Genomic DNA, 17,598 nt, shown 5'->3' with positions numbered 1-17,598 from the left:
ACATCGATGCACTGATCCTTTATTGGAAGGGCAACAGCAATCCGTGTTGTTTGAGCTAAGCGTAGTCGGGTTGCGGGGGAGAATGATGGCTTTTTAATACCACTGATCCGCCCGCTCGGGCGCACTGCTGCCACGGCAGCGCGCCTGGGGGCCGCTGGCTCAGGCGCTCTTGCCGCCCGAACCGAAGGAGGCAAAACGCTTGTTGAAACCGGCGATACGGCCTTCGGACTGGGTCTTGCGCTGCTGGCCGGTGTACACCGGGTGCGAGGCGCTGGACACGTCCAGGGTCACATAGGGATAGGTCTGGCCATCGCTGTGGGTCAGGGTGCGATCGGTGTCGACCGTGGAACCGATCAAAAAGAACACATCGGCTGCGGTGTCGTGGAACAGCACGGTGCGGTAGGCGGGGTGGATTCCAGGTTTCATCTGTGGCCTCCGAGGGCTTGGCATGTGATCAATACGTTATACAGTAACATATAGAAGCCTTCCAAACGAGAACCGATTGCAATAAGCGCCAAAGCAAATCGTCTATCCGCCCACCGAAACCCGCAGAACAGACCCCAGCGGGTTGCCCCGAGACGGAGATCGCTCGTAAGCTCCACCCTTCGCCAACACCGTGAAACACCCTGAGCGCCCCGACCGCGACAAGCTGGACACCCCGTTCCGGCCCCCGTTGTCTGCCTATTTCCACAGGCCCCGAGCCTGCCTGGATTGATGAGTCCGAACCCAAGGAAACCGTATGAGCCTGTCACTCCTGAGCCGCTACGCCTTCTTTGCCGCCTGTGTGATCTTTACCCTCGCCAGCCTGCCCTTTCTTGACCACGACTGGCTGTGGCCGATCACCCTGGTCACTGGCCTGCTCAGCCTGCTGGGTATTTTCGACCTGATGCAAAGCCCTCATGCGGTGCGCCGCAACTACCCGATCCTGGGCAATATCCGTTACCTGGTGGAAGGCATCCGCCCGGAAATCCGCCAGTACCTGCTGGAATCCGACAGCGACGCCCTGCCCTTCTCCCGGGCCCAGCGCTCCCTGGTCTATTCCCGGGCCAAGAATGAAAGCGCCGACAAACCCTTCGGCACCCTGATCGATGTGTACCAGTCGGGCTTCGAATTTATCGGCCACTCCATGCGCCCGGCGCCCCTGAGCGACCCCAGCAGCTTTCGCGTGACCGTCGGCGGCCCGCAGTGCACCCAGCCGTATTCGGCCTCGGTGTTCAACATCTCGGCCATGAGTTTCGGCTCCCTCAGCGCCAACGCGATCCGCGCCCTCAACCAGGGCGCCAAGCTCGGCAACTTCGCCCATGACACCGGCGAAGGCAGCATCAGCCCCTACCACCGGGAAAACGGCGGCGACCTGACCTGGGAACTGGGCAGCGGCTACTTCGGCTGCCGCACCGCCGACGGCCGATTCGATCCGGACCGCTTCGCCGCGCAAGCCCAGAACCCGCAAGTGCGGATGATCGAAATCAAGATGAGCCAGGGGGCCAAGCCCGGCCACGGCGGGATTCTGCCCAAGCACAAGGTCACCGCGGAGATCGCCGAGACCCGCGGCATCATGATGGGCGAGGACTGCATTTCGCCGTCACGCCACAGCGCCTTCTCGACGCCGATCGAGTTGATGCAGTTCATCCAGCAGCTGCGCGAACTCTCGGGCGGCAAGCCGGTGGGCTTCAAGTTCTGCCTGGGCCACCCCTGGGAGTTCATGGGCATCGCCAAGGCCATGCTGGAAACCGGCATTCTCCCGGACTTTATCGTGGTCGACGGCAAGGAAGGCGGCACCGGCGCGGCCCCCGTGGAGTTCACCGACCATATCGGCGTGCCGATGCGCGAAGGCCTGCTGTTTGTGCACAACACCCTGGTGGGCCTGAACCTGCGGGACAAGATCAAGCTCGGCGCCAGCGGCAAGATTGTCAGCGCCTTCGACATCGCCAGCGTGCTGGCCATCGGCGCCGATTGGGCCAACTCGGCCCGCGGCTTCATGTTCGCCATCGGCTGCATCCAGTCGCAGTCGTGCCACACCAACAAATGCCCGACCGGCGTCGCCACCCAGGACACCTTGCGCCAGCGCGCCCTGGTGGTGCCGGACAAGGCCCAGCGGGTGTTCAACTTCCACCGCAACACCCTCAAGGCCCTGGCCGAGATGCTCGCGGCCGCCGGCCTCGACCACCCTTCGCAACTGGAAGCCAAGCACCTGGTGCGGCGCATGTCGGCCACCGAAATCAAACTGTTCTCGCAGCTGCATGTGTTCCTCAAGCCCGGCGAATTGCTCACCGGCGAGGTGGACGGCGCGTTCTACTCGCGCATGTGGCAGATGGCGCGGGCCGACAGTTTCGAACCCAATGAACAAGCCGCGGCTTGATTGACCGGATTACCTGCGCCCGCCCCGCAAGGGTCGGGCGCAGCGACAAGGATTGCCATGCTCAAAGTCATCGCTGAAGACTTCATCCTCCCCGAACACCTCGACACCGTGCGTCCGTGGTACGCCGAGCTGGTGGAAAAAACCCGCCAGGAACTGCTGTGCATTGCCTACGAGCTGTTTGTCGACCAGAAAGACCCCGGGCACTTTATCTTTATCGAGCTGTGGCCCGACCAGGCGGCACTCGACACCCACTGCCGGACCGAGCACTTCACCCGGCTGGTGCCGCAGATCAATCAGTTCCAGGCCCGGGACTGCCGGGTGCTGCTGATGAACCCGTTCTGATACGCCCCCTTACGCTGACCGGACCACCGAAAGCACCGCATCCCCCTGCCCCTTTCGGAGTGACCCCATGCCGTTATTACCCTTTGATTCACTGGCCAGCCAACTGCCGGGCACCTGGCGCTCGCAAGTGGTCGGCCAGGTCGGCCCCGCACGCATCAAGGTGCTGCGCATGGACCCGCAGGCCTACATCGAAGAAACCCACGACTACAACGAAGGCCTGCTGGTCACCAGCGGCTGCCTGCAACTGACGGTGGCCGGCGAGCCGGTGACCGTGGAGGCCGGCCAGATGTACCTGGTGGAAGCCGGCGTGCCCCACGCGGTGCTGGCCGGCAGCCATGGCACCCTGGTGATCATTGACCTGTAGCGCCCAGCCCTGGGCGCTGCTCGGCGGGCAGCGGCCTGGGGCCCCAGATTGACTCCAGGGTCCGGCCGATCGCCAGCAGGCGCGCGTCGCTGCCCGGCAAGCCATCGATCTCCATGGCCACCGGCAGGCCGCTGTCCGCCCCCAGCCCCACCGGCAGGCTCAGGCCGGGCATGTCGACCTGGCTGCCGGGGTCGGTGTTACGAATGATCCGGGCAAAATGCTGCGCGCTGCTGGCCTGTTCGTCGGCCTTGATCGCTACCTCGGGCACCGTGGGGAAGACCAGCGCATCCAGCTGGTGATCGGCGAATGCGCGGCGATACAGCTCGCGCAGGGCCGGCAGGTGGTGAGTGATGGCCTCCTGATAGGCCTGGGCACCGGGCTGCAACTGCCCGTCCGGCCCCGGCACCCGCCCGGGCACAATCATCCGGGTAAAGATGGCCTGCACATCGGGGCTGGCGATGCCCTCGACCAAGGCCTCGAACGATACCCCGGTGGCCTGTTCCTGCAGATACGCAGTCAGCGCCTGGCGCGTCTCCATGACCACCACCGGCAGCGCGACCTTGGCCTGCAACTCGGCCAGCCCGGGCAGGGCCACCGGCACCAGCTGCACCCCGGCCAGGCGCAATTTTTCCAGGGCTGCCCGGGCCTGGGTGGCGACTTCAGGGTCGAGGTCGGCCCAGTGGAAATCCGCTACCCCCAGCCTGATGCGTGACGCGGGCACTGGCGTCGCGGCCGCTGCCGGGGCGCCACTGAGGATGGCATCGAGCAGCACAATGTCGCCCAGGGAATTGGCCATGGGGCCCGGGGTGTCACGCCGCGGCGAGATCGGCGTGACGCCCTGGCCGCTGTAGCGGCCCACGGTCGGGCGAAAGCCGACGCAGCCATTCAGGGCGCAGGGTTCGCGCGCTGAGCCGCCGGTATCAGTGCCCATGGCGATCGGGATCAGGCGCGCGCCCAGCGCCGCCGCACTGCCGGAGGATGAACCGCCGGCAATCCGCGATGGATCGAATGCATTGCGCACGCCCACCGTTGCCCCATGGAACGCCCGGTTGTAGCCACTGGCGCCAAATGACAGCTCGTGCATGTTGGTCTTGCCCAGCACAATCGCGCCGGCCGCCTGCAGCCTGTCGATCAGCGGCGCATTGTGGGCCGGAAAGAAGCCGGCCAACGCCGGAGTGCCCGCAGTGTTGGCAAAGCCCTTGACCTGGATATTGTCCTTGATGGCAATGGGCACGCCGCCCAGGGGCAGGCAGCCCTGACCCGCGGCCAGGCGCGCATCGGCGGCACGCGCCTGGGCCAGAGCGGCCTGGGGCGCCAATGAAATAAAGGCGTTGAGCTCGGGCCGCGCCTCGATACGGGCCAGCCAGAAAGCCACCACCGTCGCACTCGAGACCTGGCCCTCGCAGATCGCGCGGGCCGTGTATTCGGCGCTCAACGACAGCAGGTCCAGCGGCGCTTCGACAGCAGGCGTGGCACCGCTGGCCAGCAGGCCAAGCGCCAATAGGCAGAGTCGGGTATTCATCAACGATCCTGGGCATCGGTCGAGCCCCACCATGGCGCTCGGAGCCCGCATTAATGCCTCGCCGGGGCCCCGTCAGACATCCTCAGGATTGAGGAGGCGCGCCATGCCGTGCCCGCCACAGCGCCAGTTCGGTGCGATTGCGGGCCCCGGTCTTGGCCATGGCGTTTTTCAGGTGAGTACGCACGGTGGTGAAGCCGATATTCATCAGTCGGGCAATCTGCTTGTCGCTGCAGCCCTGGGCCACATGCCCGGCCACCCGCTGCTCGCGTGCCGTCAGCAGCGGCGCCGCGCCGGCTTCGCACACCAGGGCTTGCTGCAAATACGGGTTCAGCGCATCCAGCAGGCACACTTCGCGCGGGCCGAACGCCGGCTGAGCGGCGCCGCGCCAGACCCGGAAATCCCCCAGGTCGCGCTCCTGATCGAACACGAACAGATTGATCCCATGGTGCATGCCACAGGGCTGGAGAAATTCACGGTAATGGGCCCCCTGCTCCAACTCCCGGCGGCTGATGACCTCATCGACCCGGGTCGCGCGCCGCCGAGCCCGCAACAACGGGGTGATCCTGTCGTGCAGGTGGACGCGTTGCTCATAGTCGCGCAGACGGCTGGCCTCGATATTGATCGCCGTGCCATGCAGCGACCGGTTGAGCCGGCTGTCCCAGACATAGGAGGCGGCAAAATCGGCCCGCAGCAACTGCGCCAGGTCACCCAACACCTGCTCCCGCACGGATGGGCCCGCTTGCGCGCTGCGCAGGCGCCACACAATGCTCGCGAACAACTCGACTTCAGGACCGGTCATTTTTACGCTGTGCATCGCAGTACTCCCTGATCTGACATTGATGACCCAGCGCCGGGGTAAAGCGGCCCTGTGTCTCGGACCCGTCCGATTAGCCCCCGGGCGCTGCTCCGCCCTTTGCAATTGGCGAGCAATCACGCCACCCTGCGCGCCGCCGATAGGTGGCGCGCAACCTTTTGCGCCGCCCGCGACTCCTTATTAGACCTTCGCTCAAGAGCCCGACGCCATGCTTAACGGACGCGACCCGCGCATCGACTTCTTTCGTGGCCTGGCACTGATCTTCATTTTCTGGGATCACGTGCCGCAGAACCCCCTGGCCCAATTTACCCTGCGCAATATCGGTTTTTGCGACGCGGCGGAGATCTTCGTGTTCCTGGCCGGTTACGCGGCGGTACTGGCCTACGGCAAGGTCGTGCGGCGCGACGGCTACCTGGTGGCCTGCGTGAAAATCCTGCGCCGGGCCTGGGTCCTGTATGTGGTGCATATCTTCCTGCTGGCGTTGTTGATGGGCATCGTGTTCTTCGCCAACAGCCATGTGCAGACCCGCGACCTGGTGCAGGAGATGGGCTTGCAGTACTTCCTCACCCACCCGCAACAGGCATTGATGGACGAGTTGCTGCTGCGCTTCAAACCCAGCCTGATGGACCCCTTGCCGCTGTATATCCTGCTGTTGCTGGGCCTGCCGCTGGTGCTGCCGATGCTGCTGCGCAGGGCGCAGTATGTGGTCGGGCTGTCCGTGGTGCTGTACCTGCTGGCGCCCTGGTTCCAGTGGAACCTGGCGGCCCAGGAAGGCGGCGTCTGGTTTTTCAACCCGATGGCCTGGCAGCTGCTGTTTATCCTCGGCGGAGCGGCGGCCATTCATGGGCAAAGGCCCGAGGTGGCTGACCTGCGGCCATTGCGCCGGCAACCGATGTTTGTCGGTGCTGCGGCGTACCTGCTGCTCAGCGGGTTGCTGGTCCTGTCCTGGAAATGGCCCGAGGTGCACGACGCGTTCATGCCCAGGATGCTCGGCGAATGGCTGTACCCGATCAGCAAGACCAACCTCTCGCCCTTGCGCCTGCTGCACTTCCTGGCCCTGGCCTATGTCACCGCCAGGTTGCTGCCGGATGTCGGCTGGACGCGCCACTGGCTGGCGCAGCAGTGCGCGCGCATGGGCCGCTATTCGCTGGAGGTGTTCTGCTTTGGCGTATTGCTCGCGCCCCTGGCGGACATGCTCAACGCCCAGGCGGATGATGCCCTGGCCATGCGGGTGTTCAGTGCCGTGCTGGGGGTCGTGCTGATGGCGGCGCTGGCGTCCTGGCTGGACTTCAATAAGCGCCTGAGCCAGCCGACCCACGCGGCCATCGCTTAGCCGGCACAGGATGTTGGCGCCCTGCCCGGCGGCCCTGTATCGGGCGCCATAAAAAAGCCCCGGTCACTGGACCGGGGCTTTTTCATTGAGCGACGCGCAGGTTACAGCGTCGAGCCTGCCGAAGCCTGGCGGGCTTCAGTCGGTTGCAACTTGAACACATAGAACAGCACCGTCAGCAGCACCAGGAACGCTGGCCCTACGTACAGCGCGACGCGGGTTTCCGGGAAGTAGGCCATCAGCCCCACCACCAGCACCAGGAACGCCAGGGCCAGGTAGGAACTGACCGGGTACAGCCACATGCGGTATTTCAGGGCCGCACGCTCGGCAACGCTCAGGCCTTTGCGGAACTTGAGCTGAGCCAGGAGGATCATGACCCAGGTCCAGATCGCGCCGAAGGTGGCAATCGCGGTGACCCAGACGAACACCTTCTCAGGCGCCAGGTAGTTGAGCAGCACGCCCAGCAGCAAGGCACCGATCGACAGCAGCAGGGCGCGCCGTGGCACACCGTTGCTTGACGTCTTGGCGAAGCCGGCAGGGGCCTGGCCGTTCTGCGCCAGGCTGTAGAGCATGCGCCCGGTGCTGAAGATGCCGCCGTTGCAGGACGACAGCGCAGCGGTGATCACCACGAAGTTGATGATGCCGGCAGCGGTCTTGATCCCCAGGCGCTCGAAGGTCATCACGAACGGACTGCCCTGGGTGCCGATTTCGTTCCACGGGTAGATCGACAGGATCACGAACAGTGCGCCGACGTAGAACAGCAGGATGCGCCAGAACACCGAGCCGATGGCATTGGGAATGGTCTTCTGCGGGTTCTTCGCTTCACCGGCGGTCAAGCCGATCATCTCCACACCCAGGTAGGCGAACATCACCATCTGCAGCGACATCAGCACGCCGCTGATGCCATTGGGCATGAAGCCACCGTGGGTCCAGAGGTTGGAAATGCCCAGCGCCACGCCGTCGTTGCCGAAACCGAAGGCGATGATGCCGATGCCGCCGATGACCATGGCAATGATGGTGACGATCTTGATCAGGGCGAACCAGAACTCGAACTCACCGAAGGCCTTGACCGCGATCAGGTTGATCGAACCCATGCTGATCAGCGCCGCCAGGGCCCAGATCCAGCGCGGCACATCGGGGAACCAGATCCCCATGTACACCGCCACGGCGGTGATTTCCGCAACGCAGGTCACCAGCCACAGGAACCAGTAGTTCCAGCCGGTGAGAAAGCCCGCCAATGGGCCCAGGTAGTCTTGTGCGTAACGGCTGAAGGAACCCGCGACCGGGTTATGCACCGCCATCTCGCCGAGGGCGCGCATGATCACCAGAATCGCCAGGCCGCCGATGATGTAGGACAGCATGATGGCCGGGCCAGCCATTTCAATGGCCTTGGCCGAACCAAGGAACAGGCCGACGCCGATACAGGCGCCAAGCGCCATCAAGCGAATATGCCGTTCGCCGAGTTCGCGTTTTAGCGGGCCGCCCTGAGCGGTCTCGCCTTGGGGCAGGTGATTGCCAACTGGCATAGGGATACAACCTCATCTTGTTATTGGATATGAGCCACCGAGTCTGCGAAGCACAGGCGGATAACCTGTACGGGCTCTACCGGCCCGACCTTGTGGATCGAACCGTCTGGCCGGACAAACCGGCGAGATCAGCGGGGCGAGCAGTATAAAAAGCTCCCTATAGGGCTTTTCACTCTATAAGTAGCTAAATTCAGCGAGAAATCTCGGCAATAACCCTTTTCACGGAGGAGCATTACCTGGAGATCTGACCGAGAGCCATTTTTAAACGGCGCCGAGTATTGCACAGCAATGGTGCAGCGTCATGCCCCTACCTAGGCCGTATTTACCGGCGCGGAGGCTCTATCACAGGCCTCAGGCTGATGCTGCGGGGCGTAGTGGGCTTTCAGATCTGAGAGGCGTACCGGCGACTGCTGCGCAGTCGAGCGGGAGCAAGCTCCCTCGCCACAGACGGCAGTGTCGGGCCTGGGTAACTGCAAGCTTGCAGTTGGCCGCAGTCCACGTTGTGGTGAGGGCGCTTGTGCCTTCTCCACCAGGCTGAAATATCTATAAACGAGGAATGGCCCCCACTTCGAGGCCAAGCTGCTAGCGTCCAGGATTCATTTGTTCAGAGCCTGGAGGCAATGGAATGCCGACCCGCCCTCAGTCCCATCGATTGCGCCGCGGCCGGCACTCTGAAAGCGGCCGGGCCTATCTCATCACCACCGTGGTCTACCGCCGACGCCCCTTGTTCTCCGACTGGCGCCTGGGACGGCTGGTGGTCGCCGAGCTGAAACGGGCTCAGGATTGCGGTCACGTCGAGTCATTGGCCTGGGTGCTGATGCCGGATCACCTGCATTGGCTGCTGCAACTCGAACAAGCCACGCTGCCCCAGGTGGTCCAGGCCGTGAAATCGCGGAGCACCCGTCAAATCAATCAACGTCTTGGATCCGAAGGGCCCTTCTGGCAAAGCGGCTATCACGATCGGGCCGTCCGGGACGGCGAAGACTTGCAACACATCGCACGCTACATCGTCGCCAACCCCTTACGTGCCGGCCTGGTGAAAAAGGTGGGCGACTATCCACTCTGGGATGCCTGCTGGCTATAAACGCTCGTTTTCAGCGCCCTTGTGGCGAGGGAGCTTGCTCCCGCTCGACTGCTGCGCAGTCGCAAAACCTCAGTACGCGGTGTGGCTGATAGGCCTTTGGGGCCGCTGCGCGCCCCAGCGGGAGCAAGCTCCCTCGCCACAGGGGGTAGAAAGATCGCTTTGACAATTTTTTCAGCGGCGCCAAGCACCGACTAAGCTTCATGCAAGTCCGATCAATCTGCGTGAATGGATCAATCGACTATGGGCGCTTTATGGCAGACCGATTCAAGTAAACCCCAGGTGCCCACTGATCGTGCGGATGAAGCGCCCCCTGCCCAAAAGCGTCGCCCGCGGCGCCATGCCTGGCGCCTGTTCTGGTTATTGCTGCTGTTGACCCTGATTGCCCTGGGTTTTGCCGCAGCCCGCGAGATTCGCACGTCGAAGCTGCAAGCCCGTGAGTTCAGCCGATTCGCCAAGGACCTCAGTTATTCGGTGCAACCCGGGGCCAGCGATGCGGTGCTGTATCCCGGCGCCGGGCCCTTCGACAGACGCCTGGGTTACAGCGCCATGGGCGAGTTTCTGCCGCGTCTGCTCAAGCGCGGTTACCTGATTGAGTCCCAGGCACGGTTCTCCCCGGCCTTGATGGACTACAGCGAGCAGGGATTTTTCGTGCCCTATGCCGAGAAGATTCAGGCGGGCCTGTCGATCACCGACTGCCGCGCCGCACCGCTGTATCAATTCAATTACCCGCAACAGCTGTACGCCAGTTTTGCCGCGATCCCGCCGCTGGTGGTGCACAGCCTGCTGTTCATCGAAAACCGCGACCTGCTGGATGCCAGCCAGCCCTTGTCCAACCCTGCCGTGGACTGGCGGCGCTTCGGCAAGGCCGCCTGGTCGCAGTTGGCCAAGCTGCTGCACTTGCCGGGGCAGACCGCCGGCGGCAGCACCCTGGCCACCCAGCTGGAAAAATATCGCCATTCGCCGGACGGCCTCACGGTGTCGGGCGGTGAAAAACTGCGGCAGATGATTTCCGCCAGCGTGCGCGCCTATCAGGACGGCCCGCAAACCCTCGAAACCCGCCAGCGCGTGGTGCGCGATTACCTCAATAGCGTGCCGCTGTCGGCGGTGCCCGGGCACGGCGAAGTGCATGGCATGGCCGAGGGGTTGCGGGTCTGGTACGGCGCCGACTTCACCCAGGTCAACGCGCAACTGGCGAGTACCGCCAGCGACCCGCAGAGCCTTGCGCAACGTGGCCTGGCCCTGCGCCAGGTGCTGTCGCTGATGATTGCCCAGCGCCGGCCCTCGCATTACCTGGCCAAGGGCCGTAGCGAGCTGGCCGACCTGACCGACAGCCATATCCGCCTGCTGGCACAGAACGGCGTGATCGACCCGACCCTGACCGCCGCCGCCCTGGCCAGCAAGGTCAGCTACCGCGACTGGCAACAACAACCGACCCTGCAACCGATCGAGACCAACAAGGGCATCAGCGCGGCCCGCAGCCGTCTGGCCAACCTGCTCAACCGCCCGCTGTATGACCTGGATCGCCTTGACCTGGCGGCCACCAGCACCTTGCAAAGCGACCTGCAACGCCAGGCCACCGATTACCTCAAGCACCTGGCCGACCCGGCCTTTGCCGGGCAGATCGGCCTGCTCGGCGAGCGCCTGCTGACCCCCGCCAGCACCACCCAGGTGCGTTACAGCTTCACCTTGTTCGAACTCACCGCCGACGGCTCGCGGGTCAGGGTGCAGACCGACAGCACCGACCAGCCCTTCGACATCAACGAAGGCAGCAAGCTGGAACTGGGCTCCACCGCCAAGCTGCGGGTGCTCACCACTTACTTGCAGATCATCTCCGAGCTGCACGACCGCTACGCCGATCAATCCGCCGCGGCCTTGAAGAAAACCGAGGTCTCCGACCAGGATCGACTGAGCCGCTGGGCCGTCGACTACCTGATCCAGAACAGCGACCGCAGCCTGCCGAAAATGCTCGACGCGGCCCTCGACCGCACCTATTCCGCCAGCCCTGGGGAGGCCTTTTTCACCGGCGGCGGGCTGCATCATTTCCATAACTTTCGCAACGAAGACAACGGCCGCAGCCCCAGCCTGCGCGACGCCCTGCGGGAGTCGATCAACCTGCCGTTCATTCGCCTGATGCGTGACCTGGTGCGCTACAGCACCTATGGCGGCCCCGAAAACAGTGCGCAATTGCTCAAGGACGACGGCGACCCACGGCGCCAGGAATACCTGGCCAGGTTCGCCGATCGCGAGGGCACATCCTTCCTGCTGCGGTTCTGGAAGAAGTACCGCAACAAGGACACCCAGGCGCGCCTGGAAACCTTCCTCGACAGCATGCACCCCACCGCCATCCGCCTGGCTGCGGTGCACCGCTACCTGCTGCCGGACGCCAGCCAGGACAGCTTCAACAGCTTCGTGCGCTCCCACCTCAAAGGCGTCAAGCAGCCGGAAAAACTCACCGATGAGCGCCTGGACAAGCTCTACGCCAGTTACGGCCCCGGTGCCTACGACCTTCCCGATCAGGGCTATATCGCCAAGGTCCACCCCCTGGACCTGTGGCTGCTGGGCTATTTGCTGAACAACCCCGATGCCAACTTCACCCAGATCGTCAAGGCCAGCGAGTTCGAGCGCCAGGAGGTGTACAGCTGGCTGTTCAAGAGCCGGCACAAGAGCGCCCGCGACAGCCGCATCCGCACCATGCTGGAGATCGAAGCCTTCCTCGATATCCACCAGCGCTGGCAACAGGTCGGCTACCCGTTCGACCACCTGGTGCCGTCCCTGGCCACGGCCATCGGCAGCTCCGGCGACCGTCCGGCCGCTCTTGCGGAACTGGTGGGCACCATCCTCAACGATGGCGTGCGCCTGCCGACCCTGCGCATCGACAGCCTGCACTTTGCCGCCGACACCCCTTATGAAACCCGGCTGCTCAATGACCCTGACAAAGGCAAGCGAGTGATGCCCTCAGAGGTCGCCAGCGCACTGCGCGGCGCCTTATCCCAGGTGGTGGATGCGGGCACCGCGAAACGGGTCTCGGGCAGTTTCAAACTGGCCGACGGCACGCCACTGGCCATGGGCGGCAAGACCGGCACCGGCGACAACCGCATCGAGGCCATTGGTGCCGGTGGGCGGGTGCTGAGCTCGAAGTCGATCAACCGCACCGCGACCTTTGTGTTCTACATCGGCGATCACCACTTCGGCACCCTCACCGCCTTCGTTCCGGGCGCCAGCGCCCAGTCCTTCAAATTCACTTCGGCGCTGCCGGTGCAAGTGCTCAAGGGCATGGCACCGATCCTGATGCCGTACTTGCAGCCCGGCAGCAACAGCCAATGCCTGGGCAGTGTGGCTCAACGCTGAGCCCTCCCCTGACAGCGCTGTAACAGGCAACGGCGCTCGGCCCACAGCCCTCCCGCGACCCCGAGTTTTCAAACGCGGTGCAAGGCACTTGCCGGTCTTTTCGAGGCCATGGGGCTCAGTCTTCGCCAACTTCCTCTGCGACCAACGGCAGCACTTTGCTGCACAGAAGGGCTTGCGTCTTTATTAAGATATATCTTAAGTTATGTCTAAACCCGAAGAGAGAAAGAGAAAATGAGAGAGCATCATCCCCACCACAGAGAACATGGCGACGGCCATGACGGCTTCGAAAAACGCCCCGGTCGCGAACGCGGCGGGCGCGGGCCCCGGGTGTTCGCCCCCGGTGACTTGAAACTGCTGCTGTTGGCGCTGATCGCCGAGCAGCCGTGCCACGGCTACGACCTGATCCGCCAGATCGAGGGCATGTTCGACGGCGCCTACAGCCCGAGCCCCGGCGTGATCTACCCGACCCTGACCTTTCTGGAAGAAAGCGAAATGATCCAGGGCGATGCCGAAGGCGGCAAAAAACGCTACAGCGTGACCGAGGCCGGTCGCCTGTCACTGCACGATCAGGCGATTGCCCTGGAAGGCGTGCGCATGCGCATCGACGTCAGCAAACGCTCGCTGCGCGGCCACGATCGCCCGCCGCAGATCCACGAAGCGGTGCATAACCTGCGTCACGCCCTGCAATTGCATCACGGGCGCTGGAGCCCTGAAGAAATCCTGCGGGTCAGCGACCTGCTGAACAACACCGCCAGGGCCATCGTCGATGGCCCGGCCAGCCAACCTGCTCAGGAGCACGCGGAATGACCGTCGATACTTCGCAAACCATTCACCGGGTCAGCCACGAAATCAAACGCCGTCGCCTGCAAGTGCTGCGGGTCGTCGACCTGACCCCGCGCATGCGCCGCATCACCCTGGGTGGGCCGGAACTGGCGGGGTTCATCAGCCTGGGCAGCGACGACCACGTGAAGTTGCTGTTCCCGCAGAACGCCGAGCAACAGGCCACCCTGGAAAACCTGGTACTGGGCGCTGGCAAGGACAACGGGCCGATGCCCGCCATGCGCGACTACACCCCACGTCGTTACGACCTGGAGCGTGGCGAGCTGGATATCGATTTCGTGCTGCACGGCGACGGTCCTGCCTCGACCTGGGCCGAACAGGCCAGCCCCGGCCAATACCTGCACATCGGCGGGCCTCGTGGCTCGATGATCGTGCCGGACATCTTCGACAGCTACCTGCTGATCGGCGATGAGACCGCACTGCCCGCCATCGCCCGGCGCCTGGACGAACTGCCTGCGGGGCGCCAGGTGCTGGCGGTGATCGAAGTGGCCAACGCCGCCGAACGCCAGCCCCTGGAGAGCGCGGCGCAGGTCGAGGTGATCTGGGTTGAACGCGACAGCGGCCAGCAGGACCTGATCAGCACCGTGCGCCAGTTGCAGGTTCCGACCGGCAAGCTCTACGCCTGGGTCGCCACCGAAAGCAAAGTGTCGCGCCAGATCCGCCGCGTGTTGCTCGACGAACATGCCCTGAATGAGCAATTCGTCAAAGCGGCCGGCTACTGGCGCCTTGACGGCAGCGACGACGAGTAACCCGCCCTAGCCCTTGGGCGGGCGCCGCCCCAGCCAACGATCAACGCCCAGCAGCACCAGGGAAACCAGGACAAACCCCAGCAGGATCCCCAGGGCGTTGATAAACACCTGGGGATAACCCAGCTTGTCCACGTTGATGAACGGGTAAGGGTAAAGCCCCAGCAAATCGCCGCGCAGCAACAGGTAGGCGAAATACAGCAGCGGGTAGATCGTCCACAGCCCGACATGCCCCAGGCGCAAGCTGCCTTTGGGCACACACCCCAGCCAATACAGCAGAAACAGCAGCGGCATCACGTCGTGCAGCAACTCATCGGCCAGCCACTGCCAGCCCTGGGGATGCCATAAGTGGCGCAGCAACAGGCTGTAGGCCAAACCCACCAGCAGCATGCTCGCGGCTATCGCGGTGCCGACCCAGGGTCGCAGCAAAAACTGCTGGCCCCTGGAGATCCGCAGGTTCAGGGCGCAGGTCAGCACGCTGGCCGCCAGGGTATTGCTGAGCACGGTAAAAAAACTGAAAAAATTCACCAGCCCACCCAGCAGGCTGGCTTCGGCGTTCCAGCGCGACAGCAGAATCAGGTACAGCTGAATCGTCAGCCCCAGCCAGCCGAGCACGGCAGCGCCGGCCATCAGGCTGCGCCGGTAGCGCGAGAGGAGAAGCGCTGCGGCAAGCATTACGCGGTCCTTAAAGCGGGCGTTTGGTGCGCTGCAGCTTCACGTACAGCTGCTCGACTTTCTCCCGGGCCCACGGGGTTTTACGCAGGAACGTCAGGCTCGACTTGATGCTTGGGTCGCTTTTGAAGCAGCGGATATCGATGCGCTCGGCCAGCCCCGACCATTCGTAGTGCTGCACCAGCGCCTTGAGGATCTGTTCCAGGGTCACGCCATGCAGCGGGTCGGTAGTGGTGACGGTCATGCCAGGCCTTTGAGCGAAGGGAAAAGTAAGCCGCGCACCTTAGCCGAGGCCATGCGCCCGCGCCAGAGCGCTGACCTAACTGTAGCCGCTGCCGCAGGCTGCGCTGGCCCGTACCGACGCTGTGGGCGTGTCAGGTGAACGAAGACGGCACGCGGGAATTTTCCAGACAGCAGCAAAAGTTCCTGGCTTTTCGAAATAAAAGAGATGTTATATTGTATCAAATCATAATAACTCACCCGCACTCAGGGCACCCCCGTGTCCAGCCTGTTTTCCGTCTCGAAGCGCTCTGCGCAACGCTTGCCAAGGAATGACCGATGTCTCTTTCAACCCCCCGCCCTTCTCGCTCCCTGCTGTGGCGCCTGTCGCCGTTGTCCGCCGCCGTGCTGATCGCCTCCCAGGCCCACGCCGTGGAGTTGCCGGCGCAGGTGATCACGGCCAACCCGCTGGGCAGCGCGCAATTGGCCGCGCCCAGCACCGTGCTGGAAGGTGATCAACTGACCCTGGAACAAAAAGGCAGCCTCGGCGAAACCCTGAACAAACAACCCGGCGTGTCGTCGTCGTACTTCGGTCCGGGCGCCAGTCGCCCGATCATTCGCGGCCTGGACGGCGATCGCATTCGGGTCCTGCGCAATGGTGTCGGCGCCCTGGATGCCTCGTCGCTGTCCTATGACCATGCCGTGCCCCTGGACCCGGTCAACGTCGAACGCATCGAAATCGTCCGTGGCCCGGCGGCCCTGCTTTATGGCGGCAGCGCGATTGGTGGGGTGGTCAACAGCTTCGACAATCGAATCCCCACCGCCGCCATCGAGGGCATCCACGGCGCCGGTGAATTGCGCTACGGCGGCGCCGACACCACCCGCAGCAGTGCCGGCAAGCTGGAAGCCGGCGACGGCACCTTCGCCCTGCACCTGGACGCCAACTCCCGGCAGTTCAATGACCTGAAAATCCCCGGCGACGCCCGCAGCCGGCATGCGCCCCCCAGCGAAGACGGCGACGCCAGGAATGGCCGCCTGGGCAACAGCGACGGGCGCCAGGACGGCGGCGCCATCGGCGGTTCCTACACCTGGGACGACGGTTATGCCGGCCTGTCCTACAGCAACTACGACTCCAATTACGGCTCCCCGGCCGAAGAAGACGTACGCATCCGCATGAAGCAGGATCACTACGCCTTCGCCTCCGAGTTGCGCAACCTGCAAGGCCCGTTCAGTTCGGTGAAGCTCGACGCCGGGTACACCGACTACGAACACCGCGAAATCGAAGGCGGCGAAACCGGCACCACCTTCAAGAACAAAGGCTATGAAGCCCGGGTTGAAGCGCGGCACCTGCCCCTCGGCCCACTCAATGGCGTGATCGGGGCGCAAGTCAGCCGCAGCGAATTTTCCGCCCTGGGTGAGGAAGCCTTCGTCCCCCAGACCGATACCACCAGCGGCGCGCTGTTTATCCTCGAAGAGCTGCAAGCCAGCGAGCGCCTCACGCTCAGCCTCGGCGGGCGCCTGGAACACACCACGGTCGACCCGGACGGCAAAGGCAACGAGCGCTTCGCCAACGCCAACCGTTCCAGCAGCTTTACCGCCGGCAGCCTGTCATCCGGCGCGGTCTATACCCTGACGCCGATCTGGTCCCTGGCCGCCACCCTGGGCTACACCGAGCGCGCCCCGACGTTCTACGAGCTGTACGCCAATGGCGCCCATGTGGCCACCGGCACCTATGAAGTCGGCGACGCCAAACTGTCCAAGGAAAAAGCCGTGTCCAGCGACCTGGCCCTGCGTTTTGACAATGGCACCCACAAGGGCAGTTTCGGGGTGTTCTACAGCCACTTCTCCAATTACATCGGCTTGCTCGGCAGCGGTCGCACCCTGAATGACGAGGGCGAGGAAGACGCCGACGGCATCCCGGAATACAGCTATTCCGGCGTGCGGGCACGTTTTGTCGGGTTCGAAGCCCAGGATCGCTGGCAGCTTGGTGAAAGTGCCTACGGCAAGTTCGCCCTGGACCTGTCAGGCGACTACACCCGAGCCACCAACCTCGACAACGGCCAGGCCCTGCCACGGATCGCCCCCCTGCGGTTGAACAGCGGCCTGCTGTGGGAACTGGATCGCTGGCAGGCACGCCTGGACGTGGAGCACGCCGCCGGCCAGGGGCGCGTCCCGGACAACGAAAGCGGCACCGATGGCTACACCACCTTCGGCGCCAGCGCCGGGTATCGCTTCGATATCGGCAGCAGCCAGTGGTTGGCCTTTGTCAAAGGCGAGAACCTGACCAACCAGACCGTGCGCTACGCCAGTTCTATCCTGCGCGACATCGCACCGGCGGCCGGGCGCAGCGTGGAAGTGGGCTTGCGGACCACCTTCTGAACCCGGGGCCGCGGGGCTGGATGGAATACAGTGGCTGAATAGGCGGCCACTGC

The 17,598-nt window shown here is 64.1% G+C and carries 15 protein-coding genes; 9 read left to right on the top strand and 6 right to left on the bottom strand.

What is annotated here, in order from left to right; translation table 11 throughout:
• Positions 1-159 precede the first annotated feature (159 nt).
• Positions 160-426 carry a type B 50S ribosomal protein L31 gene (locus CF161_RS20630; RefSeq protein WP_020298544.1) on the bottom strand — a complete coding sequence of 89 codons (267 nt, stop codon included), beginning with the start codon at positions 424-426 and terminating at the stop codon, positions 160-162.
• A 313-nt stretch (positions 427-739) separates the two neighbouring features.
• Between CF161_RS20630 and CF161_RS20625 the strand changes: the two genes are divergently transcribed.
• The 3 genes from CF161_RS20625 (at position 740) to CF161_RS20615 (ending at position 3,065) form a co-directional block, all read left to right on the top strand.
• Positions 740-2,359, top strand: a complete 1,620-nt coding sequence (locus tag CF161_RS20625; RefSeq protein WP_020298543.1) for an FMN-binding glutamate synthase family protein — start codon at positions 740-742, stop codon at positions 2,357-2,359.
• Between the two features lie 57 nt (positions 2,360-2,416).
• On the top strand, positions 2,417-2,701 hold the full coding sequence (locus CF161_RS20620; protein ID WP_020298542.1) for a putative quinol monooxygenase: 285 nt from the start codon (positions 2,417-2,419) through the stop codon (positions 2,699-2,701).
• Between the two features lie 67 nt (positions 2,702-2,768).
• Positions 2,769-3,065, top strand: a complete 297-nt coding sequence (locus CF161_RS20615) for a cupin domain-containing protein (RefSeq protein WP_020298541.1) — start codon at positions 2,769-2,771, stop codon at positions 3,063-3,065.
• Here the strand turns inward: CF161_RS20615 and iaaH are convergent.
• Together iaaH and CF161_RS20605 are read right to left on the bottom strand one after the other, a co-directional pair.
• Positions 3,052-4,587, bottom strand: coding sequence for an indoleacetamide hydrolase (gene iaaH, locus CF161_RS20610; RefSeq protein ID WP_020298540.1), 1,536 nt, complete (start codon positions 4,585-4,587; stop codon positions 3,052-3,054). The genes CF161_RS20615 and iaaH overlap by 14 nt on opposite strands.
• Positions 4,588-4,669: 82 nt before the next feature.
• Entirely contained in the window at positions 4,670-5,401 is a 732-nt protein-coding gene (locus CF161_RS20605; RefSeq protein WP_020298539.1) for a helix-turn-helix transcriptional regulator, read from the bottom strand.
• Between the two features lie 208 nt (positions 5,402-5,609).
• Between CF161_RS20605 and CF161_RS20600 the strand changes: the two genes are divergently transcribed.
• Positions 5,610-6,734, top strand: a complete 1,125-nt coding sequence (locus tag CF161_RS20600) for an OpgC family protein (RefSeq protein WP_020298538.1) — start codon at positions 5,610-5,612, stop codon at positions 6,732-6,734.
• Positions 6,735-6,835: 101 nt separating this feature from the next.
• Here CF161_RS20600 and CF161_RS20595 read toward each other — a convergent pair whose 3' ends face one another.
• The gene (locus CF161_RS20595) at positions 6,836-8,257 is read right to left on the bottom strand and encodes an amino acid permease (RefSeq protein WP_020298537.1); all 1,422 of its coding nucleotides are present in this window, start codon (positions 8,255-8,257) and stop codon (positions 6,836-6,838) included.
• Between the two features lie 625 nt (positions 8,258-8,882).
• Here CF161_RS20595 and CF161_RS20590 point away from each other — a divergent pair.
• The 4 genes from CF161_RS20590 to CF161_RS20575 all read left to right on the top strand — a co-directional run bounded on the left by CF161_RS20590 (position 8,883) and on the right by CF161_RS20575 (position 14,278).
• Positions 8,883-9,341 (top strand): transposase, encoded by a 459-nt coding sequence (locus CF161_RS20590; protein ID WP_020298536.1) that lies wholly within the window; start codon positions 8,883-8,885, stop codon positions 9,339-9,341.
• Between the two features lie 240 nt (positions 9,342-9,581).
• Positions 9,582-12,689 (top strand): transglycosylase domain-containing protein, encoded by a 3,108-nt coding sequence (locus CF161_RS20585; RefSeq protein ID WP_020298535.1) that lies wholly within the window; start codon positions 9,582-9,584, stop codon positions 12,687-12,689.
• 231 nt (positions 12,690-12,920) lie between these two features.
• Entirely contained in the window at positions 12,921-13,496 is a 576-nt protein-coding gene (locus CF161_RS20580; protein WP_020298534.1) for a PadR family transcriptional regulator, read from the top strand.
• Positions 13,493-14,278 (top strand): siderophore-interacting protein, encoded by a 786-nt coding sequence (locus tag CF161_RS20575; RefSeq protein WP_020298533.1) that lies wholly within the window; start codon positions 13,493-13,495, stop codon positions 14,276-14,278. The genes CF161_RS20580 and CF161_RS20575 overlap by 4 nt, the downstream gene beginning before the upstream one ends.
• A 6-nt stretch (positions 14,279-14,284) precedes the next feature.
• On the opposite strand, the gene CF161_RS20570 is transcribed toward CF161_RS20575, so the two are convergent.
• Together CF161_RS20570 and CF161_RS20565 are read right to left on the bottom strand one after the other, a co-directional pair.
• Positions 14,285-14,950: a Pr6Pr family membrane protein gene (locus tag CF161_RS20570; RefSeq protein WP_020298532.1), complete on the bottom strand. Its 666-nt coding sequence runs from the start codon at positions 14,948-14,950 to the stop codon at positions 14,285-14,287.
• A 10-nt stretch (positions 14,951-14,960) separates the two neighbouring features.
• Positions 14,961-15,191 carry a VF530 family DNA-binding protein gene (locus CF161_RS20565; protein ID WP_020298531.1) on the bottom strand — a complete coding sequence of 77 codons (231 nt, stop codon included), beginning with the start codon at positions 15,189-15,191 and terminating at the stop codon, positions 14,961-14,963.
• Between the two features lie 314 nt (positions 15,192-15,505).
• Here CF161_RS20565 and CF161_RS20560 point away from each other — a divergent pair, with 314 nt between their 5' ends.
• Positions 15,506-17,545 (top strand): TonB-dependent receptor, encoded by a 2,040-nt coding sequence (locus tag CF161_RS20560; RefSeq protein ID WP_020298530.1) that lies wholly within the window; start codon positions 15,506-15,508, stop codon positions 17,543-17,545.
• Positions 17,546-17,598: the final 53 nt, after the last annotated feature.

Source organism: Pseudomonas sp. CF161, from assembly GCF_000416215.1.
In the GTDB taxonomy this organism is placed as follows: Bacteria; Pseudomonadota; Gammaproteobacteria; order Pseudomonadales; family Pseudomonadaceae; genus Aquipseudomonas.
Note: the sequence above shows the minus strand (reverse complement) of the source record. Positions and strands in the feature narration are given on the sequence as shown.